We start from the raw sequence: 20,970 nt of genomic DNA, 5'->3' as shown, positions 1-20,970 counted from the left end.
GCACAAGCAACTTGAAGTATGACGGGTATATTTTCCTCAATTCCCCCAGCAAACAGGTATAGCATTCCGCTTGTTTTCTTGCCTAATTCTCCATTTTTATGTTCACACGATGCCAATCAGGTGCACGACGTATTACAGACGGCTTTATTCACCACCGTATTTCTCAAAGGGTAATTTTGGTGAACGCCAGCGAAGCACCTAACGCAATCAGTGCAACGCCGATACCTTTGTCGACCAGACGTTGCTTGTCGAGCAGTCGGCGACGCATGGCCGGTGCGGCAAAAAACAGTGCCACGATACTGAACCAGACCCAGTGTGCCACCGACATGAATACCCCATAGCCAAAATTATGGCTCATTGGGCTACCGGGCTGCACAACCTGAGTATAGGTGGCGACAACAAATAGCATGGTTTTTGGGTTAAGCGCGTTGGTGAGAAAGCCCATGCGAAACGCGGCAAGCGATGACGGCGCATGACCGGACGCTTCTTCTAATGTTATTTTTGTTTTATTAGTTAATGATTTATACCCCAGATAAATCAGATATGACGCTCCCAGAACTTTCATCGCCATAAATAGTATCGGAGAGTTCACAATGAATACCGCGATGCCAAAAACGGTATACATCACGTGGATCTGGACGCCGCAGGCAATGCCAAACGCGCTGAGTAAACCGGCGCGTGAGCCAAAGGCATAGCTGTTGCGGGTCACCATGGCAAAATCAGGCCCCGGACTGATCACCGCCAAAATGGTGATCGTCGCGACGGCAATTAACTCATTCATTAACGTTTTCCTTGTTCGGCAAGCCATCACTTTCACGATGATTTTGCACAGATGGGTAACAGACAGGCTAAAGGAGCAATGCAAAAATCACTGACGCAATACGGCTAGCAAAGGTGCAACCCCTACAATATTTCCTCATTATTTAGGCCATTAGGCCTTTTTAAATCTGAAGACAGTGCGATTATTCAGCGTTTGCATGTGGCAAAAAAGCGATTTATCTTGGTATAAATCTGTCAAATTTCATCGTGTATATGAAAATCCCCTCGTTAGCCTCTTTTCGCTTCTTTGAAGCGGCCGCACAAACCGGTAGCTTTGTTAAAGCCGCCGAGTCCCTGCACGTCACGCATGGTGCCGTCAGCAGGCAAATCAGATTGCTGGAAGAGGCGCTGGGGGTTGAGCTATTTGAACGACGCAACCGCGCGATCTTTTTAAACGCGGCGGGTCGTTCTTTGCATACGGTCACGCAGTCCGTCTTCGAACAGCTCGAAGGCGCGGTCTATCGGCTACAGCAAGGTGCGCAGGATGAGGTACTGACGCTGTCATGCGAGCCCACGATTGCCATGAAATGGCTGATTCCGCGGCTACCGGCGTTTAATCAGGCGAATCCCGATATCAAACTTCATCTGGTGGCTGCGGGCGGGCCGATTGATTTTGTGCGTAGCGGCGTTGACCTCGCGCTGCGGCGTGACGATTTTCACTGGGATCCGCAAACGCATGAGGTAAAGGTGTGTGACGAATGGATGGGGCCGGTAAGCCGCAATAAAACCGAGCGCAAGGAGAGTCTGGAGGGAATGCGTTTACTCTATACCGGAACACGACCGAAAGCGTGGGCAACCTGGCAACGACAGACGCATGTGTCACTCAAAGGCAGCACCAGAGCGGACTATGAACACTTTTATCTGTGTATTCAGGCGGCGGTATCGGGATTAGGCATGGCAATGGCGTCTTTCCTGATGGTGCAGGACGAGATTGCAAACGGGCAACTGCATGCACCGTATGGATTTGCGCGGGAGGGGTCTGCTTATTATCTATTATCGCCTATCCCCCTTGAGCAAAATGAAAAGTACGTACGATTTCATACCTGGCTAATGCAGGAAGTGTCCACCTGCCTTTCCGGGGTTGAAAATGCTTGTTAAAACCGCACTGGAAAGACAATGACAGCATATGCCCGTGGAGCCAACTTCACGACACTGAACATGATTATCGCCGCCTCACTCGTGGGGTTGGTTACGGGGTACACGCTGCCGCTCATCAGCCTAAAGCTGGCCGAGCTCGGGCACAGCACCGCGACACTTGGTATTCTGGCAGCCCTTCCCGCGGCGGGGATGATGCTATCCTCTTTCGTTACGCCGTGGCTCAGCCGCCACCTGCACGCCAGCTATCTGTTATCCGGCAGCCTGATCGTTCTGGCGGCATCCACCGTTGCCTCGTTCCTGCTGTCACACCCTGTTTCGCTCATTTTTCCCCGTCTGTTAACCGGGCTCGCATCGGGGGTTTTGGTGGTGCTGGGAGAAACCTGGGTCACCAGTCGGGCGTCAGACAAACACAAAGCGACGCTGACGGGGCTGTATGCCGCCGTTTTCACAGGGTGTCAGCTAATAGGGCCGCTGCTCATTGCCGCTGGCGAGCCGATGCAAACCTATGCGCTATGGTTGATTTGCGCGCTATCCGCCGCGTGTGCGTTCATGCTGAGGAACTGCGCCACGATGGTTCAGGCAGATGAATCGTCCTCAGCGTCTTATCGGGACCTTATTCCTTTTCTCCCGGCAATCGCTTCTGGCGTGCTCTGCTTCTCCTTCTTCGATGCCAGTATCCTTTCGCTCTTTCCGCTTTACGGCATGGAACAGGGTTTAGACGAAAAATCCGCGATCTTATTGGTCACACTCATTTTTCTGGGCGATGCCGTATTTCAGACGCCGATTGGCTGGCTGGCAGACAAATGCGGCATCATCAAAACCCACATCGGCTGCGGCATCCTTTTCTGTGTGATGCTGGTCTTGATCACCTTCTCGTTCTCCTCCCCTTCACTTTTGGTTCCCGTCTGTATCGTACTGGGTGCCGCGGCAGGCGGGCTTTACACGCTGTCTCTGGTTCGGGCAGGTCAGAAATTTGCCGGTCAGCGGCTGATTGTGATGAATTCACTTCTGGGGCTGGTGTGGTCGGCTGGCAGTATTAGCGGGCCGCTATTCTCTGGTGCCGCCATCACGTTTTACGGCTACGACGGCCTCATCGCCATCTTGCTGCTAACCGGCGTGCTGTTTGTCGGTATACAGGGCGTATTAAGAAAAGAACGCGTATCGCGCTCGCTGGGTGAAGAGTGAATGTTGAAATCTGGCTCACCCAGACCGCTACGGCTGGGTGAGCCAGAAATAGATACGCCAGATGGGCGACTTATGCAGCCATTTCGCGTTTGAACACCTCCAGCGTGTGTGCCTTGACGCGGATAAACTCAGGATCGCTCATCGCCTCCGCACCGCGTGGGCGTGCTAAATTGAACGGAACAATCTCCGACACCGTCGTTGGCCGGCGCGTCAGCAGCAGAATTTCGTCCGCCAGAAATACCGCATCTTCCAAATCATGTGACACGATGACCATCGTCACGCCGGTCGCCACCTGAACTTCTTGCAGCTTGTCACGGATGAACAGCGTCATTTCAAAATCCAGCGCGGAGAATGGCTCATCCAAAAACATCACCTCTGGTCCCGTCGCCAACGCCCGCATGATACATACCGTCTGCTGCTGTCCACCTGAAAGCTCATACGGATAACGCTGAAGATCGAAGCGAATATCAAACATCGCGATCAATTCATCCATCCGTGCCTGAACATCTTGCTTGCGCATGCCGCTGCGCACCAGCGGGTAAGCAATATTCTTCCACGCGCTCATCCAGGGGAAAAGCGCATCACGATAGTTTTGAAACACATAGCCGATTCTGGTTTCTGACAGCGTTTTGCCATCAAACAGGATATCGCCGCTATCGACGGGAATCAGCCCGGCAATCATGTTCATCAGCGTCGATTTACCACAGCCATTCGGCCCGAAAATAGACACGATTTTGCCACGCGGTAAATCCAGATTCAGGTCGGTATAGAGCGGCTGACCCGCAAACGACTTGTTCAAGCCGCGAATGGTAACGTGGGTGTTCGGTGCTGGATAAGGCGGGAAAGCGGTATCCAGTTTTTCCACTTGTGCTGTATGAGATGTCATCATGCTTTGCCACTCCAGTGAACAATTCGTTTCTCTACCACTAAAAACAGGACGTTAAGCAGATATCCCAGTGCGCCCGTAATCAGAATCGAGGCGTACATATCGCGAATATTGAACACCTGCTGGGCATCAATGATGCGGTGCCCCAGCCCCGTTTCCGAGCCAATAAACATCTCCGCGACAATGACGATCACCAACGCCATCGACACACCCGTGCGCAGGCCGACAAAGGTTTGCGCCAGACTTTCCAATAGCATGATGTCTTTAAAAATATGCCAGCGGGAAATCCCCATGACCTGCGCCGCCATCAGACGGGTTTTCTTTGCATTCATCACGCCATAGGCGCTGTTGAACAGAATCACCAGCACGGCGGCAAAAGCCGAAATGGCAATCTTATTCGCATCGGTTATCCCGAAAATCAGCAAAAATAACGGAATCAGCGCCGATGATGGCGTAGAACGAAAGAAGTCGATCAAGAACTCCAGACTGCGGTAGATCTTTTCGTTGCTACCTAAAATGATGCCGAGCGGCACGCCAATCAGTGCAGCAAAACCAAACGCCACCAGCGTACGGTATAGCGTCGCACCGATATCGGTACGCATGCCCGCATCCGCGAAAGACTGGAACATATAGCCCAGCGTTTCGACGGGCGATGGCAATAAAATAGGGTTCAGCCATTTCGCGCTGACGGCCAACTGCCAAAAGAGAAACAGCAGAATCGGGCCGACAGCGGGTAATAATTTAGACGTCCAATGCTGGCGCATAATCGAGCACCTCCCTTAAGGCTGATAAATCAGGCTGCTGACATCCACCGGCTGCCGGAAAATTTTTCTTTCGGTGAACACGTCATAGAACTTCTGGAACCACGCCAGATTGTCGCCTTTTAGCTCGTCGTACATGACAAACCCCGGCAGCGGCACTTCTTTACTCAATTCGGCCTCAATGCTGGTGTAACCAGTGATGTGATCGCGAGCGGCTTCTGGGTTCTGCTGAATAAACTGCACCGATTTGGCATAGGCCTGCGTGAAGCGTTTTGCATCCGCCGCACGGCTTTCGATAAAACCGCTATTTAACGCCGCCGCACCGCCAAACCACGGCGCATCGGGGTTATCGAGCACATAACGCGAGATCACACCGGTTTCCAGGGTACGCGACAGCCCTTTCAGCCGCCCGATGGTTCCCGTAGGTTCCAGCGTATAAACACCATCAATCTGACCAGCCGCAAGCGCAGCCACATGTTGCCCGACGGGCAATTCCGTCACGCGCAGCTCATCCGCCGTAAAGCCATTTTTCTCCAGAATGATTTTGGTCATCACCACATTCTGAATACCCGGCCCACAGGCGATGCGCTTGCCTTTTAGCTCCGCGATGCTTTTTACGTCGCTGTTTAACGGCACCAGAAATTCATCCAATACCATCTGATGATTCGACGGGTTCGAGCAGATGATCTTGAACAGACCGGGTGAGGTAATCGCCCCTAATCCCAGCGCACCGGTGGCCGTACCGTTGGCGCATCCGTGTATACGGCCCGTGATCATCCCCTCGACAATCTGTTGCGGGCTAGCGAACTTCACTGCTCGCACATTCAACCCTTCCTCTTTGAAAAAGCCCCGCTCAACGCCCACATATAAAGGCAAGCCACCCACAATCGGCCAGTAACCAATGCGAATTTCTTCCCCTTCGGCAGCCAAAGCCATTCCCGGCAGCAAGCTACTTAGCGTCAGCGCCCCTGCGCTAACCGCTGACCACTTCATCAACTGCCTGCGTTTACGATCGATCTTGTCATTGTTATTTTTCATTGTATTCCCCCTTCAACGGTGAGCTAACAACAGCCGATAACCACCAGCCTGAAAAACCGATCAGGTCAATTACCTGAGTCGCCCCATCTTGTACACAAGATGGTATGTAAGACTAAGCACAGGCCGTGCCATGTTTATTAGCACCATAAAACCCCAGCAAACACGCCGATCCGGCTGCGTTAGCGCACCAAAAAAAAGCAATACGTTACAAAAATGCATTATGAGTGATGCAGAGTGACAAGCAGTCAGCACATTGCCGCCTTGCTGAGGTAGACAAATGTGGCATCATAAAAACCCCATCAAAGGCGATATCTTTTCTACGTTAGGGATCGTTATGCCAATCATGCACACGGATGTTTTATCTATAGATTTCCCCTCAACTTTCACGTCCATTGAGCAGATAGGACAAGGGGCACTCGGCCAGTACGCCACCGACGACGGCATCGTTGCGCTAAACATTTATCCGGTGAGTAGGGAACTGCTGCATAAAGTAGAAACGGGGCAAGTAGAGCGATATCGTGCTTTCTGCGCTAAGAGCTATGGCAAACTCACCTGGCTTGAGGAAAAGACGTTAACCCTCGAAAACGACAGCGCATTGTTAATGACGGCTGAAGGGATTTACGGCTTCGCCTACCTGTTCGCGTTTATCCGCTTAACGGATACGGTTTGCCTTTTCGCTGGGGGATACTGCCCGCAGGAACGGCGACAAGAACATTTCAAAACCATAGAAACCGCGCTGCGCAGCCTGCGGATTGTTACCACAACCCCAGAGATGGCATTGAGCCGCCATCAAAAAGCATTAGAGGAAGAAGACGCGGAGGCCAGCGCCATTCAGGAAAGCAAAGCAGAAATACAGCAGGAAAAGACAACCGAGCCGCCAACCTTTACCCCTATGCCCATAGATCCAGCCTTGCACCCACTGCTGGCGGAGCATTCTCCATTACGGCGGCACCTTGTGGATGCACTGCTCTCAGCGGATACCATCACCCCCATAGCCCATGCAGTGGCTGGTACTTTACGCAGCAGCGTCGATTTCTATCATGGCGCAGAGGACGATCAGACAGCGCTGGGCAACCACCGACTCGGTGGACTGCCAGATTTACCTGTCGATATCCCCTACCCGAGTGTCAGCGTCGCAGAAGACATTCTGCTCGAATACGAGGAGTGCAGGGAAGAAAGTGAAGATGGAAAAGATATTTGTATCTTCCCCTGGGATGACACCACACAAACTTACCGTGTACCGCTGGAATTTATTGCGCAGATAGACTGCCGCGATTTGGCTCCATTACAGGACTATCTGCCGCGCGAGGGAACCCTATTCTTCTTTCTGGAATGTGGAAGCAGCCCTGTAACAACCCGAGGGAAGGTGATTTATGTGCAGGATGCAACAAGTCTGTGCAGCGGCATGCGCTTTGCCGACCAGGCCTTCAATGATGAGAAGACGCTCGGGCAAAAGCCCGCTTTTCAACTACATCCGAGAACCAGCGTCGCCGTCCCCAGCTTTTACGCATTGCGCCAAAACCCTCATATTGGATCCATACTCTGCTCGCGCCTGAGTCTAGGGCAGCAGGCAGAGCTGGACGATGATACATACGACGATGCACTGTCCCGCCTTGGCTTTGCACAATATTACGCCTGGCAGTTACGGCAACTGGGCGCATTCAATCTGCTGCCTGACAGCAAAGCGACGGAAGAACAGCTAGCCTGGATGATCAACAACGACATGCTGCCATCGGGTTTTCCGCTTGATGCTCCACTGCCTGAATATCGCGGCATTGCCCGAGTCAACGGCTGTGGCTTCAGCCAGCATGAATTGCCAGAGTTGCAGGCAGCACAGAAATTGGGGGGAGAAGCACAAGACTGGCTGGTGCTGTTTCAGGTCTGTCTGGACGGACAATTTCAGTGGGATGACGGCATGCTGAATTTCATTATTCATCGTACCGATCTTGCCGCCCTGCGCTTCGACCGCGTATTTCTGGTCTGCGACTACTGAGAATGAGCATTTCATGAAAATGGTCGCAGAGACAAGACATGACTATGTTGCGGGCTGTCGCAAGAAAATAGATTGCGCATTGCGACAATTTGTCGCAAACTAAAATCCGTAGTGCGTCGAAAGGTGACGTATCATTGAAACCACCACTAAAAGGCTGTGGTGACTACATTATGGGGTACAAAAATATGGCAACAAGCATCCGCCTGGATGACGATTTTGTTGAAGAGGTGAAAGTGCATGCAGAAGCAATGAGCCGAAGCGTGCCAAAGCAAATAGAGTACTGGGCTAAAATTGGCCGTATTGCTGAGGATAACCCTGAATTACCTTTTTCCTTCATCAACGAAATCCTGCTGGCGAAATCAGAAATCGACAATGGAAGAATGACAAAATATGTGCGCAGAAGAGACCGGGAAAAATCTTGAGATATATCAGTCACGCCGTTTTGAGAAAAAATTTGCCTCTCTGACAGAACAAGAACAGAAAACCGTCGATGAACAGATTGAAATCATCATTGACGAACCTGAGATTGGGGAGCGCAAAAAGGGTGACCTGAATTATCTTTGGGTACATAAATTTTATATGAGTAACCAGCAATATCTCCTGAGTTATAGCTGGGTTGACGCTAAACTTGAAATATACTTATTGAGCCTCGGTTCACATGAAAATTTCTATGATGATCAAAAGCGTCACAGAAAAGCCGACTTAAAGCTTATTAAGTAACTCGTCTCAGACGCTCCTTTTATCTTGAACAGTTTTCTTATTCAGGAAACTGACAACCAGAGAACGACGACAATCCACCGCGATTTAACCATGGTGATTGTCGTCGATGCGGTTTTATATTGGCTTAAGACTTGGCGCTGAGCTGCGTGAAGACATCCTGGAGTGTTGCGGCTTCGTAGGTTGGCGCGATGTCCAAATCGTTGGCGGCTCCGCCTGCGTTGAACCAGCAGCTGTCTATGCCGTACAGGTTCGCCCCAAGAATATCGGCATCGAGCCTGTCGCCCACGATAATTGCCTCGGCTTTTTTGAAAGAGCGGAACTTGCTGGCGGAGAACTCGAAGAAGCGCGCATCCGGCTTGGCAAAGCCGCAAGCCTCAGAGGTAGCGACAAACGAGAGCCAATCCGCCAGACCCGAGTTCGCCACTCGCTGCGCCTGCACATACTCGATGCCGTTGGTAATAATGCCAACCTCACCGATCTCGGCCAGTGTTTCACAGATCTGAACAGCCCCATCCACCAGCACCACGGTCTCAGGCAGGCATTCCAGATAGAGATTGCTCGCTTTGTGGGGATCGATATCGATTCCGTTAAGGGAAAAAGTGCGCCGAAATCGTTCGACTTTCAGGAGATCTTTGGTGATTTCTCCCTTCTCAAATTCGCTCCATAGCTGGGAATTCTCGCGCTGATAGTCTGCGAACAGGGTCGTATTTTCAATATCGACGCCAAGGCTCGTCAGCGTACGCGCAAATGAAAGACGCTCAGAGGCTTTGAAGTCCAGCAGCGTGTCGTCAAGGTCAAACAGGAAATGGCGGTATTTCATAAATGTTGGTTACTCTGCATCAAGGAATCACTTCTGACGGAGACGGACTGCGCTGGCTTAGCAGCCGCTAGCGCGCGGTTAACCCCCAGAAGTACGACGAGGAATGATAGCGTCAATAGCCCAATCATCACCCACGGAAACGCGCCCGGGCCTGCGCTGCTGAGAAGCAATCCTCCGATGACGCCCCCTGAGGCCACCGCGGTGTTCCACGATGTGGTAGACATCGACTGTGCGACGTCCACGGCGTCAGAAGAAAGGTGAGTCATTGCCGTTTGCGTGACGACGGAGAATCCCCCGAAAGAGATGCCCCACATAAAGACTGCCAGAATCAGAATGACCTGTACATCGGACCAAAGGCCCAGAAGGAGCGTCGCCGCAGCGAATAAGAATACCTCGGCAGGACCGAGACGCTTGAGATTTCCATCGACGATAATGCCTGAGAGTACGAGGCCAAAAACCGCACCCGCCCCGAAAATGAACAACACACCGTTGAGCCAGTCCCCCATGGCGGAAGCCACGAGGAAAGGCTCGATGTAAATATACAGAATATTGTGCGTGACGATGTAGGTGAGGATCAGCGCCAGCGTCGCTCCGACGCCACGCTTGGCGGCAACCTGAGGCAGCGATAATCGCTTATCCGCCGATTCACCTGGAAAATCGGGAGCAAAAAACGCGATCCAAACGACAAGGAGCACCGCGATAACCGACACGAGCCCAAATGCGCCCTGCCAGCCGATGACTGACCCGAGAAGGCCGCCAATCGGTACGCCAAGAACCAGCGCCGCCGTAGAGCCCGCACCGACAATGGCAATGGCACGCCCGAGTAACCATCTGGGAACCATACGGGAGGCGTACCCGGCGAGCATCGACCAGACCACGCCACCGAACAGACCGGCAACAAAGCGGGCGGCCAATGATAAAACGTAGTTGTCTGAAAAGGCAGTCACCGCATTCACGACGGCAAATCCGCTAATCGCGATGAGCAGCAAGGGCTTGCGTCGCATGCCTCGCGTTAGCGCCGTAGCAGGAATCGCAGATAACAGCGCTCCCAGAGCAAACGCAGTGATGAACTGGCCGGCCAGACTTTCAGAAACCTCAAGTCCCGTCGCGATCGCACTGAGGAGCCCTGCCGGCATGATCTCAGTCAGTAAGGTCAGAAACGCGGCTGTCGCAAGTGCGAGGAGCTTTAACACAGGGAGAGACGGGGTTGGGATTCGATTTGCACTCAAAATAATTATTTACCTGTAACGCGGACCTGTCGTGGCACACTGAATTTCGCCACCTGAACAGAGATGATATCACTACATCCGTATACAAACAGGTAACATGATGTTCGACACTTGTAATGTTGCCACGAGGAAACGCCCGATGACACGCAGGGCGCCACCCAGTAGGCCCCAAGTATCAGCTCTCAGTTTTCCCACACAATTCACCCGTCAACCACTGAATGTAGTCCGCTAAAGCCGCCTCATTTCTCTGGCAATACGTCCATTTCTGGTAGCGTTTTATCGTGATGAAACCCGCCTGCCGCAGCAGATCAACATGCCGACTGGCCGTTGGCTGGGCGATATGCAATGCATCAGCGATCAGCGTAATACACACACCAAATTCCTGTGGATCGGCTGACGTCTGCCCACTGAAATGTTGCTGCGGATGCTTCAGTAACCGGAGTATTTCCAATCGCGGTTCACTGGCTAATGCCTTAATCTGGGTTGATCTCATACTCATCTTTCGTATTATATAGTCATATAGCTAATATTGAATATGATGATAACATGCTTGAGCTAAAACATAATTTTATTTTCGAAGGCCAGCCTGTCGCCTGGGGATGCATGGGGCAAGGCCCTGCGCTGGTGCTGATTCACGGTACGCCTTTTTCCTCTGGTATTGAATCTTTTCTTACCGAGCTTGATGGCACGGTGAATCTTTTATGGGGCGAACATAATGATCAGCAGTGACAATATTCTCGAACACTTACTTTTCACGATCCACAAACGGTTAGTCTCGATACCTGTAGAACAACATTTACGTGGCGATCTCATCCCCATCATCAATGGCTGGCCTTTTCGACTAGTAAAAAATACGCGACCGAGTACCGCCGCACGGCAGCCTGCGGTTGATTATCTTGAACAAGCGTTGAACATCGGAGAAGCATCGGGAGACAGAGAGCTATGCTCAATGATCGGGCTATTAGCTCCGGCATTAAGTTGGAATTTTGATTATTCCCCTCATCCTGATTTTCCGTATCTGGACGAGAAAATCGCCTTTACGCAATTTGTAGGACCTGAGGATTTCTGGATATCGTCTCATTTAGCAATAGGGCTGACGCTCATTGCGCCAGAAACCCATTATCCAGCGCATTGCCATCCCGCGACGGAGATTTACCTTCCTCTGGCTGGTACGGGTTTGTGGTCGATGGGGAATAGCGGCTATTTTCCGCGCCAGCCCAATGAGTTAATTTTTCACCCTAGCGGTGTGACACATGCGACTCGAGCGCAAGAAGAACCCGTACTTGCTCTGTACATATGGCACGGCAATATTCGTTCACCCTCTGAATGGCTGCGTGGGTCAAGTAAATAGCCGTAGATTGCAGACGGCGGCCTGCAATCTACGGTAGAAAATAAAAAATGACTATTTCTTCATTTCAAGGCTTTTCATTGCCTCTTTGCTTAACCCATGCGTTGAACTGCTAATAACACAGTTATAAGTTTCACTTTCATTAATAACCATAAAAGTGCTCACCGGGTTTTTCATTTTTTTATCAACAGAGAAAATAATATAAGCATTGGGTAAGGAACTCGGTTTAAATGCACCAAATGAGTAGCTATCAGAGAGACCCAAAGCGGATAAATCAGCCGTTAATTCCATGGGTTGTGTACTGTGTGGCGAAGGGAACATGGATTTTGCCGACATCATCATTGACTGGGGATTAATGTTATATTCTGTTGTCACTTTCATACCGATGTATTTGGATTCAGGCATATTCAACTGTTTCTCACACATCGCATCGTGCTGCGGGCTGGGCGTGCCATTTTGCAGGACAGCATGAATATGTTTGAGTTCAACTTGATCTTTTCCGGTATGTGCTTTTGCCGTGTCGTCGGCCTGAGCAAACCCGCTCATCACTAAAGCCGCCGTCGCTACAACATGTAAAATAGTGTTATTTATTGCTTTCATTTTTCCATCCTCTTTTATCTATCTGTAGGGATAACCATATGATCCATGATAACAATCCGTTATTTATTAAATAAATAACCGGAATGCCTCATGAAATTTAAATGATACTCCCCAGATAGGTCGGATAGAAAAAATCACTAAAAACAATAACAATCTTCTTCATTTTAAACGATGTGATTTTTATAAATGCATTCTGGTTATAAACATAGTCAAATTTTAATATTGCGTCAAAATTAAACCGACATAAAAATAAAATAGAAACAGGCATCAGAATAAATATAATCAGACTAAGTATTTAATAAAATGATTTATCTACGATATCAATGAGCAGGCACAGCCCAGAGACATCAATCCGCGCACAGCATGGGTTTCTTAGGCGATAAGAAAGCAGAAAGCGTTTAACGGGTTTGATGCATGAAAAGAGAAAAGGGTACTGGATTGAAGAAAGAAACTAAAAGATTGGAGCGGGAAACGAGACTCGAACTCGCGACCCCGACCTTGGCAAGGTCGTGCTCTACCAACTGAGCTATTCCCGCATATCGGACAGACATTAACAGGTGCTATGTCTGATTACTACGCACTGCCTGTATGGTGACAAACAGTGATAAAACTTGGAGCGGGAAACGAGACTCGAACTCGCGACCCCGACCTTGGCAAGGTCGTGCTCTACCAACTGAGCTATTCCCGCCCGGGAAATCTTTACGTGACGTTGAAGTTCTTTAATTGAAATTCTTCATCGGTATGGGGTGCGCATTATACGAGAAATCCGTTTAACCGCAAGCCCCCCAAAATGAAAAATTGTCTGACTGCTGATAAAAAAAACAATACGCTGACAAAACAGGCGTTGTGAGGTAAATAGCAGCAGATCGCGGCACATCACGTCCTACCCATTTTGCTTCAACGACTACAGCCGCAGAAAGTTCTCACGGTAATAGGCCAATTCCGCCAGTGATTCGCGAATGTCGTCCATCGCCTGATGCGTGCCTTGCTTCTTAAAGCCCGTCAGGATTTCTGGCTTCCAGCGTCGCGCCAGTTCTTTGAGCGTGCTGACATCCAGATAGCGGTAGTGGAAGTAGGCTTCCAGCTCTGGCATATAGCGGAACAGGAAGCGGCGATCCTGGCCAATGCTGTTGCCACAGATCGGTGATTTACCCGCCGGTACCCATTTTTGCAGAAACGCCAACGTTTCCAACTCGGCAGCACGTTCATCCGTGGTGCTGGCTTTGACGCGATCCGTCAGGCCGCTGGCACCGTGCGTACGCACATTCCAGTCATCCATCAGTGCCAGTTGGCTGTCTGACTGGTGCACCGCCATGACCGGCCCTTCAGCCAACACGTTTAAATTTGCATCCGTCACCAGCGTTGCGATCTCAATGATGCGATCGTGATCCGGGTTCAGACCCGTCATCTCAAGATCGATCCAGATCAGGTTATTTTCATCTACCATCGTGGGAATTCCTGTTGCATTGTGCCCTGTCGTCGATACAAGGATACCAGTAACCATCTCAATGCTGATACCGACAAGGTGGTATCAGTTAATTAAAATCAAATAGGGTGTATTATAGTCCGTTCAAACGCGGCGAGCGACAACCCGCTGTCGTGAACGATAAATCGTCTTAAGTGAGGCTCAGTGAGCAAAAAGAAACTGTCGAAAGGTCAGCAGCGTCGGGTTAGCGCAAACCACCAGCGTCGCCTGAAAAAAACGGAAAGCAAAGTCGAATGGGAAGATAGCCAACTGGGCGATGCGCAGGAAGGCATTATCATCAGCCGATTCGGTATGCACGCCGATGTGGAAGCCACCGATGGCGTGGTGCACCGCTGCAACATTCGTCGGACCATTTCATCGCTGGTCACGGGCGACCGCGTCGTCTGGCGCCCCGGCCATGAATCACTTGCTGGCATCAGCGGGATCGTGGAAGCCGTTCACCCCCGCCATTCCGTCCTGACCCGCCCCGACTATTACGATGGCATTAAACCGATCGCCGCTAATATCGATCAGATCGTGATCGTTTCGGCAATCTTGCCTGAGCTGTCGCTGAACATTATCGATCGCTATCTGGTCGCCTGCGAAACCCTAGAGATCGACCCGCTGATCGTGCTGAACAAAATTGACCTGCTGGATGACGAATCCCGCCAGTTTGTTGATAAACAAATGGATATCTACCGCGCCCTCGACTATCGCGTGCTGATGGTTTCCAGCCATACCCAACAGGGTATCCCTGAACTGGAGCAAGCCCTCACCGACCGTATCAGTATTTTCGCCGGACAGTCAGGTGTCGGGAAATCCAGCCTGCTTAACGCATTGCTCGCACTGGACGAAGAACGAATTCTGGTGAATGAGGTGTCTGATAACTCAGGATTGGGGCAACACACCACCACCGCCTCCCGGCTTTACCACTTCCCGCACGGCGGCGACGTGATCGACTCACCGGGCGTGCGCGAATTTGGTCTGTGGCACCTGGAGCCTGAACAGGTGACGAGTGGTTTCATTGAGTTACGTAAATACATCGGCTCCTGTAAGTTCCGCGACTGCAAACATGAAAACGATCCAGGCTGCGCGATCAATGCTGCACTTGCGCGCGGAGAGATTGCCATCGAGCGTTTTGATAACTATCACCGGATTCTGGAAAGCATGGCGCAAGTAAAAACGCGTAAAGGCTTTTCGGATACAGATAACTGACATTTATCATGACCATCGTTACAATGCGCCCCCTTTGAGAGTTAACGAATCCGCTAACTCTCTTTCTGGGCTACCGCTGGCAACGTCAGGCGTGTTTCCCAGACAGCTTATTTTATGGCGCACTATTAATCCAAGAGGCTCACAGTGCTGGATAATATCAAAATCAAATTACAGTATTGGCTTCCCAAGATCTGGCTGACCCGCTTAGCGGGCTGGGGAGCAAATAAGCGAGCAGGAAAACTCACCAAGCTGGTGATCGATCTGTTTGTCCGCCAATACAACGTCAACATGCAGGAAGCGCAGCAGCCGGATACCGCTTCCTACCGCACGTTTAACGAATTTTTCGTTCGCCCTCTGCGTCCTGGCATTCGCCCTGTCGATCCCCATGCGCACCGTCTGGTGCAACCCGCTGACGGCGTGCTGTCGCAGTTTGGCCCCATTACTGACGGCAAACTAATTCAGGCGAAAAACCACGACTACACGCTGGAAGCGTTGCTGGCTGGCAACTATGTGATGGCCGATCTGTTCCGCGACGGTCTGTTTGCCACAATTTATCTTTCGCCGCGTGATTATCACCGCCTCCACATGCCGTGCGACGGCGTGCTGCGCGAAATGATTTATGTGCCGGGTGATCTGTTCTCCGTCAATCTGCTGACGGCCGATAATGTGCCGAATCTGTTTGCACGTAATGAACGCGTCATTTGCCTGTTTGATACTGAATTCGGCCCATTGGCACAGATTCTGGTGGGTGCGACCATTGTCGGCAGCATCGAAACCGTGTGGTCAGGCGTGGTAACACCACCGCGTGAAGGCATCATCAAGCGTTGGACTTACCCGCAGGCGGGTGAAGAAGGTGCCGTCGTACTGGCAAAAGGCGAGGAAATGGGTCGCTTCAAGCTGGGCTCAACCGTGATTAACCTGTTTGCCGCAGGCAATAATCTCCAGTTTGCTGCTCACCTGAATACCATGAGCGTGACGCGTATGGGCGAGCCGTTTGCCGAAGTCCGTCAGGATGAGCAAACGCCTGTTGTCTTCCCGGAAGGAACCGAGCTGGAAGCCAACGACTCTGCACTGTCGCCTGCCGCGGTAGCATCGGAGCCCGCTCAGATTGAGGGACAAAATCCTGCGGTTGATGCATCCGGCCAGACGGGCCACAAACCCGACGCGCCGTAAATAACGTCCAACTTTAGTCACTTGTAAGAGTGTTGTTTGTAATAAAGGTAGCTAACGTGCGTCTGATTCTGACTTTTCTTTTGGGATGTTTATTATCAACTGCCGCGTTGGCTGCCACTGCGCCCAATGAGGCGCAGTTACGCCAGCAACTGCAGCAGGCGGAAGCCAACAAAGGTGCAGCCGATCAGGCGAAAATCATTGAGGAATATCAGGCTGCACTGAATACCCTGCAAGATCGCAAAGAGTCACTAGAGCGCGCCACACAGTATCAGCGCGTTATTGATGATTTCCCCAAATTGGTTCAGGAGCTGCGTCGCCAGCTTAATGCCGAAGACGGCAAACCGTCGTCTATTTCAGACAGTCTCTCCAGCAACGATCTTGAACAGCAGTTACTGCAAACCAGTAGCCAACTGCTGGAACAGGCTCGCCAGCTCCAGCAGGAGCAGGATCGACTGCGTGAAATCGGTGATTCACTGAGCCAGCTTCCGCAGCAGCAAACTGAAGCCAGCCGCATGCAAAGCGATGCGGAACGCCGTATTCAGTCTCTCGGTACGCCAGCTACCCCGCTGGGGCAAGCGCAGCTCGTCGCGCTTCAGGCAGAATCTGCCCTGCGCAAAAGCCGGGTGGACGAACTGGAGCTGGCACAGCTTTCAGCCAGCAATCGTCAGGAGCTATCCCGGCTACGTGTCGAACTGTATAAAAAGCGCCACGACAGGCTGGATCTGCTGCAACAGGATTTACGCAGCAGACTCAACAATATGCGCCAGCGCGAAGCCGAACAGGCATTAGAACGCACAGAGCTGCTCGCTGAACAAAGTGGCGATTTGCCTAGCGTCATCAGCAAGCAGCTACAGGTTAACCGCGAGCTCTCCGTCGCGTTGAACCAGCAAGCGCAGCGTATGGATCTCATTGCTTCTCAGCAGCGTCAGGCTGCCACACACACCATTCAGGTTCGTCAGGCGCTGAGCACCATCCGCGAACAGGCACAGTGGCTCGGCGTTTCACCGATATTGGGTGAAACCTTACGGGCACAGATCGCCCGCCTGCCGGAAATGCCCAAGCCTCAGTTGCTGGATAGCGACATGGCGCAGTTGCGCGTACAGCGGCTGCACTTTGAAGACCTGATCAACAAACCGCAGGATCTTGATAAAGCCAAACAGGACAACGGCGATCCGCTGACCAGTGCACAGCAACGTATTCTGGCCGACCAGATGCGTACCCAGCGCGACCTGCTGACTTCGCTGATCTCCGGCTGCGATTCACAGATACTCGAACTGACCAAGCTTAAAGTCGCCAATAACCAGTTGGCGGATGCGCTAACCGAAACTCGGGAAGCAGCCCATCGCGATCTGTTCTGGGTGGCGGATGTTGACCCCGTGACGTTCGCCTATCCGCTCAAACTGGTACAGGATCTGACGCGCCTGCTGTCATTAGACACGCTGACGCAGTTGGGTAGCGCGCTGGTGATGATGGTGACCAGTCAGGAAACCGTGCTACCGCTGCTGGGCGCACTGCTGCTGGTTGGCTTTAGTATCAGCTCGCGTCGTCACTATCATGCGTTTATGGAACGTGCCAGCAGCCGCGTCGGCAAGGTCACGCTCGATCACTTTATGCTGACGCTGCGTACCGTATTCTGGTCTATCCTTACCGCCCTGCCGCTGCCGGTGCTCTGGGCCGCGCTGGGATACGGGCTGCAAAACGCCTGGCCTTACCCGATTGCCGTCGCTATCGGCGACAGCGTGACTGCCACCGTGCCGTTGATGTGGCTGGTGATGATCAGCGCCTCATTCTCGCATCCGCAGGGACTGTTCATTGTCCACTTCCGCTGGTCGCCGGAGCGCGTAGCCAGAGCGATGCGCTACTATCGTCTCTCCATTGCCTTTATCGTGCCGCTGATTATGGCGCTGATTACGTTCGATAAGCTCAACGATCGCGAGTTTTCCAGCACGTTGGGACGGCTCTGCTTCATCCTGCTCTGTATGGCGCTGAGTCTGGTCACGACCGGATTAAAGCGCGCGGGCATCCCGCTGTATCTGGATAAAGAAGGCTCGGGTGAAAACTCCGTTAACCGGGCGATGTGGAACATCCTGATCGCCATGCCGCTTGTTGCCGCGCTGGCCTCCTGCATCGGTTATCTGGCGACCGCACAGGCGCTGTTAGCCCGTCTGGAAACCTCCGTCTCTATCTGGTTCTTCCTGCTGGTGGTTTACCACATTATTCGCCGTTGGATGCTGATTCAGCGCCGTCGCATCGCCTTCGACCGCGCCAAACAGCGACGTTCGGAAATTCTGGCGCAGCGTGCCAAAGGTGAAGAAGACTCGCCGTCTGCGTCGTCCCATGAAAGCAGCTCGGAAGCGGTGGAAGAACCCGTCGTCGATCTGGACGCCATCAGCGCTAAATCCTTGCAGTTGGTGCGCTCCATCCTGACGCTAATCGCCTTGGTTTCTGTGATCGCGCTGTGGTCGGAGATTCATTCGGCCTTCGCCTTTCTGGAAAACATCAGCCTATGGGATGTCTCCAGCACGGTTAAAGGCGTAGAGAGCGTACAGGCAATTACGCTGGGATCGGTATTGATCGCGATTCTGATCTTCATTATTACTGCGCAGCTGGTACGCAATCTTCCCGCACTGCTGGAACTGGCGATCCTGCAACATCTGGATCTGTCACCGGGCAGCGGCTACGCCATTACCACGATCAGTAAGTATATTCTGATGTTAATTGGCTGCATGATGGGCTTCTCGCTTATCGGGATCGAATGGTCGAAACTACAATGGCTCGTCGCCGCTCTCGGCCTGGGATTGGGATTCGGCATGCAGGAAATCTTCGCCAACTTTATTTCCGGTCTGATCATTCTGTTTGAAAAACCCATGCGTATTGGCGATACCGTCACAATCCGCGATCTCACGGGCAGTGTCATGCGCATTAATACCCGCGCCACCACGATTTCAGACTGGGATCGCAAAGAGATCATCGTGCCGAACAAGGCCTTTATCACCGAGCAGTTCATCAACTGGTCGCTGTCGGATTCGGTCACGCGTGTTGTGATGACGGTTCCAGCACCAGCAAATGCGAACAGCCAGGAAGTGACTGAACTGCTGATGGATGCGGTAAAACGTTGCTCGCTGATTCTGGATACGCCGGAACCGGAAGTCTTTCTTGTCGACCTGCAACAGGGCCTTCAGATTTTCGAACTGCGTATTTTTGCCGCCGAAATGGGGCACCGTATGCCGTTGCGCCACGAACTGCATCAGCTGATTCTGGAAAACTACCGCAAACACAATCTGGAGCTTCCTTTCCCACCGTTCCAGGTGAAAATGGACAATCTGTCGCGCAGTGGAAAAACGCTGACGCCACGGCAGCGGACGCCGGGCAGCTTATAAGAAGGGAAAACGGGCGGCGGCCAGATGTGGCTCCGCCCTACTTCAAACGGATTACGCGCGATCGACGGAAAACGCGATCACATCACTCAGCCTTTCGGCATTCAGTGCCAGCATGATCAAACGATCCACACCTAACGCCACACCGGCACATTCCGGCAGACCGTGTTTCAGCGCCGCCAGCAGGTTTTCATCAATCGGCTGCTGTGGCAAATCCCGTGCGGCACGCTTGCGGTTATCCTGCTCGAAGCGCTGACGTTGCTCATCAGCATCGGTCAATTCGCGGAAGCCGTTCGCCAGCTCGACCCCCTTGAAATAGACTTCAAAACGTTCGGCGACACGATGGTCTTCCGAACTGATCTCGGCCAGTGAAGCCTGCGTTGCCGGGAAATGATAGACAAACGCCGGTTTGTCGCGTCCGATATGCGGTTCAACGCCAAAGGTGAACAGCATCTGCACCAGCGAATCGCGATCGTCTTCACGGCAGGCGATATCGCCCAGCCCGAGTTTTTCTGCTGCTTCGCGCAGTTGCGCTTTATCAACAGACAGAGGGTCGATCTCCAGATGGCGTAAAAACGCCTGCTGATAGGAGAGCATTTCGGCGCTTTCACAATCCAGTACCTGCTGCAACAGGTCATCGACCTCATTCATCAGGCGGTACATATCATAGTGAGGGCGATACCATTCCAGCATAGTGAATTCTGGATTGTGGTGTCGGCCTGATTCTTCATTGCGGAAACTACGACACAGCTGAAAGATCGGTCCGCTACCGGCGGCCAGCAGCCGCTTCATGTGGTATTCCGGGCTGGTCATCAAATACAGCGTCATGCCGTCCGCAGCACCGGGGCCAACGAAGCGGGTCTGGAACGGGTATAAGAAAATATCCGTTACCGTCGCCTGGCTCATCGCGGGCGTTTCGACCTCCAGTACACCACGATCGGTGAAGAAACGTCGGACAGCAGCAATGATCGACGCTCGTTTCAACAAATTAGCGACAGAAGCACTAGGTTGCCAACTTGTCGTCTCGCTCATGGTTCTTACTCCAAAGTCAAACAGGGGGTGCAGTCTACCCGCATCAGCCCAAATTTCCAGCGGAAAAAAGGCCAGACTCGCTTTTCAGCAATACATGCTCTACCCTCCAAGAGGGAGCAATCAGGATAGTCGCCGTAAATTATATCCAGTGGATCATTTTCTTATATCCACCTCAAAAGGGTTATTAAAGAAATAAAAGCATCATTTCCCG

The 20,970-nt window shown here is 52.0% G+C and carries 20 protein-coding genes and 2 tRNA genes; 10 read left to right on the top strand and 12 right to left on the bottom strand.

Going from position 1 to position 20,970, the window contains the following annotated elements; translation table 11 throughout:
- Nucleotides 1-163: 163 nt before the first annotated feature.
- Nucleotides 164-781 carry a LysE family translocator gene (locus H4F65_RS20830; RefSeq protein ID WP_010283091.1) on the bottom strand — a complete coding sequence of 206 codons (618 nt, stop codon included), beginning with the start codon at nt 779-781 and terminating at the stop codon, nt 164-166.
- Nucleotides 782-1,032: 251 nt separating this feature from the next.
- Between H4F65_RS20830 and H4F65_RS20825 the strand changes: the two genes are divergently transcribed.
- Both H4F65_RS20825 and H4F65_RS20820 read left to right on the top strand, forming a co-directional pair.
- Nucleotides 1,033-1,917, top strand: a complete 885-nt coding sequence (locus H4F65_RS20825) for a LysR substrate-binding domain-containing protein (RefSeq protein WP_010283093.1) — start codon at nt 1,033-1,035, stop codon at nt 1,915-1,917.
- An 18-nt stretch (nt 1,918-1,935) separates the two neighbouring features.
- Nucleotides 1,936-3,102 (top strand): MFS transporter, encoded by a 1,167-nt coding sequence (locus tag H4F65_RS20820; RefSeq protein ID WP_010283095.1) that lies wholly within the window; start codon nt 1,936-1,938, stop codon nt 3,100-3,102.
- A 70-nt stretch (nt 3,103-3,172) separates the two neighbouring features.
- Here H4F65_RS20820 and H4F65_RS20815 read toward each other — a convergent pair whose 3' ends face one another.
- From H4F65_RS20815 to H4F65_RS20805, 3 genes are read right to left on the bottom strand one after another with little or no spacing between them, the layout of a single operon-like run.
- Complete coding sequence (locus H4F65_RS20815; protein WP_010283098.1) at nt 3,173-3,991, bottom strand: ABC transporter ATP-binding protein; 819 nt, start codon at nt 3,989-3,991, stop codon at nt 3,173-3,175.
- Nucleotides 3,988-4,752, bottom strand: coding sequence for an ABC transporter permease (locus H4F65_RS20810; protein WP_010283101.1), 765 nt, complete (start codon nt 4,750-4,752; stop codon nt 3,988-3,990). Before H4F65_RS20810 ends, H4F65_RS20815 begins: the two co-directional genes overlap by 4 nt.
- Before the next feature lie 15 nt (nt 4,753-4,767).
- Nucleotides 4,768-5,787: an ABC transporter substrate-binding protein gene (locus H4F65_RS20805; protein WP_010283103.1), complete on the bottom strand. Its 1,020-nt coding sequence runs from the start codon at nt 5,785-5,787 to the stop codon at nt 4,768-4,770.
- 277 nt (nt 5,788-6,064) lie between these two features.
- On the opposite strand from H4F65_RS20805, the gene H4F65_RS20800 reads away from it, so the two are divergent.
- The 3 genes from H4F65_RS20800 to H4F65_RS20790 all read left to right on the top strand — a co-directional run bounded on the left by H4F65_RS20800 (nt 6,065) and on the right by H4F65_RS20790 (nt 8,500).
- Complete coding sequence (locus H4F65_RS20800; protein WP_010283105.1) at nt 6,065-7,780, top strand: DUF1963 domain-containing protein; 1,716 nt, start codon at nt 6,065-6,067, stop codon at nt 7,778-7,780.
- 185 nt (nt 7,781-7,965) lie between these two features.
- On the top strand, nt 7,966-8,202 hold the full coding sequence (locus H4F65_RS20795) for a TA system antitoxin ParD family protein (RefSeq protein ID WP_039317656.1): 237 nt from the start codon (nt 7,966-7,968) through the stop codon (nt 8,200-8,202).
- Nucleotides 8,171-8,500 carry a type II toxin-antitoxin system RelE/ParE family toxin gene (locus H4F65_RS20790; RefSeq protein WP_010283109.1) on the top strand — a complete coding sequence of 110 codons (330 nt, stop codon included), beginning with the start codon at nt 8,171-8,173 and terminating at the stop codon, nt 8,498-8,500. The genes H4F65_RS20795 and H4F65_RS20790 overlap by 32 nt, the downstream gene beginning before the upstream one ends.
- A gap of 124 nt (nt 8,501-8,624) precedes the next feature.
- Here H4F65_RS20790 and H4F65_RS20785 read toward each other — a convergent pair whose 3' ends face one another.
- The 3 genes from H4F65_RS20785 to H4F65_RS20775 all read right to left on the bottom strand — a co-directional run bounded on the left by H4F65_RS20785 (nt 8,625) and on the right by H4F65_RS20775 (nt 11,042).
- Nucleotides 8,625-9,320, bottom strand: coding sequence for a YjjG family noncanonical pyrimidine nucleotidase (locus tag H4F65_RS20785; protein ID WP_010283111.1), 696 nt, complete (start codon nt 9,318-9,320; stop codon nt 8,625-8,627).
- A complete protein-coding gene (locus H4F65_RS20780) occupies nt 9,317-10,549 on the bottom strand; it encodes an MFS transporter (protein ID WP_072014231.1) in 1,233 nt (410 codons plus the stop codon). Before H4F65_RS20780 ends, H4F65_RS20785 begins: the two co-directional genes overlap by 4 nt.
- 175 nt (nt 10,550-10,724) lie before the next feature.
- A complete protein-coding gene (locus H4F65_RS20775; RefSeq protein WP_010283117.1) occupies nt 10,725-11,042 on the bottom strand; it encodes an ArsR/SmtB family transcription factor in 318 nt (105 codons plus the stop codon).
- Nucleotides 11,043-11,095: 53 nt separating this feature from the next.
- On the opposite strand from H4F65_RS20775, the gene H4F65_RS20770 reads away from it, so the two are divergent.
- Nucleotides 11,096-11,278 carry a hypothetical protein gene (locus H4F65_RS20770; protein ID WP_010283119.1) on the top strand — a complete coding sequence of 61 codons (183 nt, stop codon included), beginning with the start codon at nt 11,096-11,098 and terminating at the stop codon, nt 11,276-11,278.
- On the top strand, nt 11,265-11,900 hold the full coding sequence (locus H4F65_RS20765) for a dimethylsulfonioproprionate lyase family protein (RefSeq protein WP_010283120.1): 636 nt from the start codon (nt 11,265-11,267) through the stop codon (nt 11,898-11,900). The genes H4F65_RS20770 and H4F65_RS20765 overlap by 14 nt, the downstream gene beginning before the upstream one ends.
- Before the next feature lie 51 nt (nt 11,901-11,951).
- Here the strand turns inward: H4F65_RS20765 and H4F65_RS20760 are convergent, their stop codons facing one another.
- From H4F65_RS20760 to orn, 4 genes are all read right to left on the bottom strand, one after another.
- On the bottom strand, nt 11,952-12,497 hold the full coding sequence (locus H4F65_RS20760) for a hypothetical protein (RefSeq protein ID WP_010283122.1): 546 nt from the start codon (nt 12,495-12,497) through the stop codon (nt 11,952-11,954).
- 460 nt (nt 12,498-12,957) lie between these two features.
- A tRNA-Gly gene (locus tag H4F65_RS20755) sits at nt 12,958-13,033 on the bottom strand.
- Nucleotides 13,034-13,109: 76 nt separating this feature from the next.
- Nucleotides 13,110-13,185, bottom strand: a tRNA-Gly gene (locus H4F65_RS20750).
- A gap of 216 nt (nt 13,186-13,401) precedes the next feature.
- On the bottom strand, nt 13,402-13,944 hold the full coding sequence (gene orn / locus H4F65_RS20745) for an oligoribonuclease (RefSeq protein WP_010283124.1): 543 nt from the start codon (nt 13,942-13,944) through the stop codon (nt 13,402-13,404).
- Between the two features lie 183 nt (nt 13,945-14,127).
- On the opposite strand from orn, the gene rsgA reads away from it, so the two are divergent.
- From rsgA to mscM, 3 genes are all read left to right on the top strand, one after another.
- The gene (gene rsgA / locus H4F65_RS20740; protein ID WP_010283126.1) at nt 14,128-15,177 is read left to right on the top strand and encodes a small ribosomal subunit biogenesis GTPase RsgA; all 1,050 of its coding nucleotides are present in this window, start codon (nt 14,128-14,130) and stop codon (nt 15,175-15,177) included.
- Between the two features lie 144 nt (nt 15,178-15,321).
- Nucleotides 15,322-16,350, top strand: a complete 1,029-nt coding sequence (gene asd / locus H4F65_RS20735; RefSeq protein WP_010283128.1) for an archaetidylserine decarboxylase — start codon at nt 15,322-15,324, stop codon at nt 16,348-16,350.
- A gap of 56 nt (nt 16,351-16,406) precedes the next feature.
- Nucleotides 16,407-19,730, top strand: coding sequence for a miniconductance mechanosensitive channel MscM (mscM, locus tag H4F65_RS20730; RefSeq protein ID WP_010283130.1), 3,324 nt, complete (start codon nt 16,407-16,409; stop codon nt 19,728-19,730).
- Between the two features lie 51 nt (nt 19,731-19,781).
- On the opposite strand, the gene epmA is transcribed toward mscM, so the two are convergent.
- Nucleotides 19,782-20,759, bottom strand: a complete 978-nt coding sequence (gene epmA, locus H4F65_RS20725) for an elongation factor P--(R)-beta-lysine ligase (protein WP_010283132.1) — start codon at nt 20,757-20,759, stop codon at nt 19,782-19,784.
- Nucleotides 20,760-20,970: the final 211 nt, after the last annotated feature.

This window comes from Pectobacterium brasiliense (genome assembly GCF_016950255.1).
GTDB classification, from domain to species: Bacteria; Pseudomonadota; Gammaproteobacteria; order Enterobacterales; family Enterobacteriaceae; genus Pectobacterium; species Pectobacterium brasiliense.
This window is presented reverse-complemented; position numbering and strand designations above follow the sequence as displayed.

Coding starts and splice junctions, on each gene's coding strand:
- H4F65_RS20805 (WP_010283103.1), bottom strand. CDS start 5,787: ATGAAAAATAACAATGACAAGATCGATCGTAAACGCAGGCAGTTGATG.
- H4F65_RS20825 (WP_010283093.1), top strand. CDS start 1,033: ATGAAAATCCCCTCGTTAGCCTCTTTTCGCTTCTTTGAAGCGGCCGCA.
- H4F65_RS20785 (WP_010283111.1), bottom strand. CDS start 9,320: ATGAAATACCGCCATTTCCTGTTTGACCTTGACGACACGCTGCTGGAC.
- H4F65_RS20830 (WP_010283091.1), bottom strand. CDS start 781: ATGAATGAGTTAATTGCCGTCGCGACGATCACCATTTTGGCGGTGATC.
- H4F65_RS20820 (WP_010283095.1), top strand. CDS start 1,936: ATGACAGCATATGCCCGTGGAGCCAACTTCACGACACTGAACATGATT.
- orn (WP_010283124.1), bottom strand. CDS start 13,944: ATGGTAGATGAAAATAACCTGATCTGGATCGATCTTGAGATGACGGGT.
- H4F65_RS20795 (WP_039317656.1), top strand. CDS start 7,966: ATGGCAACAAGCATCCGCCTGGATGACGATTTTGTTGAAGAGGTGAAA.
- H4F65_RS20760 (WP_010283122.1), bottom strand. CDS start 12,497: ATGAAAGCAATAAATAACACTATTTTACATGTTGTAGCGACGGCGGCT.
- H4F65_RS20800 (WP_010283105.1), top strand. CDS start 6,065: ATGTGGCATCATAAAAACCCCATCAAAGGCGATATCTTTTCTACGTTA.
- H4F65_RS20810 (WP_010283101.1), bottom strand. CDS start 4,752: ATGCGCCAGCATTGGACGTCTAAATTATTACCCGCTGTCGGCCCGATT.
- H4F65_RS20765 (WP_010283120.1), top strand. CDS start 11,265: ATGATCAGCAGTGACAATATTCTCGAACACTTACTTTTCACGATCCAC.
- H4F65_RS20815 (WP_010283098.1), bottom strand. CDS start 3,991: ATGATGACATCTCATACAGCACAAGTGGAAAAACTGGATACCGCTTTC.
- H4F65_RS20790 (WP_010283109.1), top strand. CDS start 8,171: ATGTGCGCAGAAGAGACCGGGAAAAATCTTGAGATATATCAGTCACGC.
- H4F65_RS20770 (WP_010283119.1), top strand. CDS start 11,096: ATGCTTGAGCTAAAACATAATTTTATTTTCGAAGGCCAGCCTGTCGCC.
- epmA (WP_010283132.1), bottom strand. CDS start 20,759: ATGAGCGAGACGACAAGTTGGCAACCTAGTGCTTCTGTCGCTAATTTG.
- H4F65_RS20775 (WP_010283117.1), bottom strand. CDS start 11,042: ATGAGATCAACCCAGATTAAGGCATTAGCCAGTGAACCGCGATTGGAA.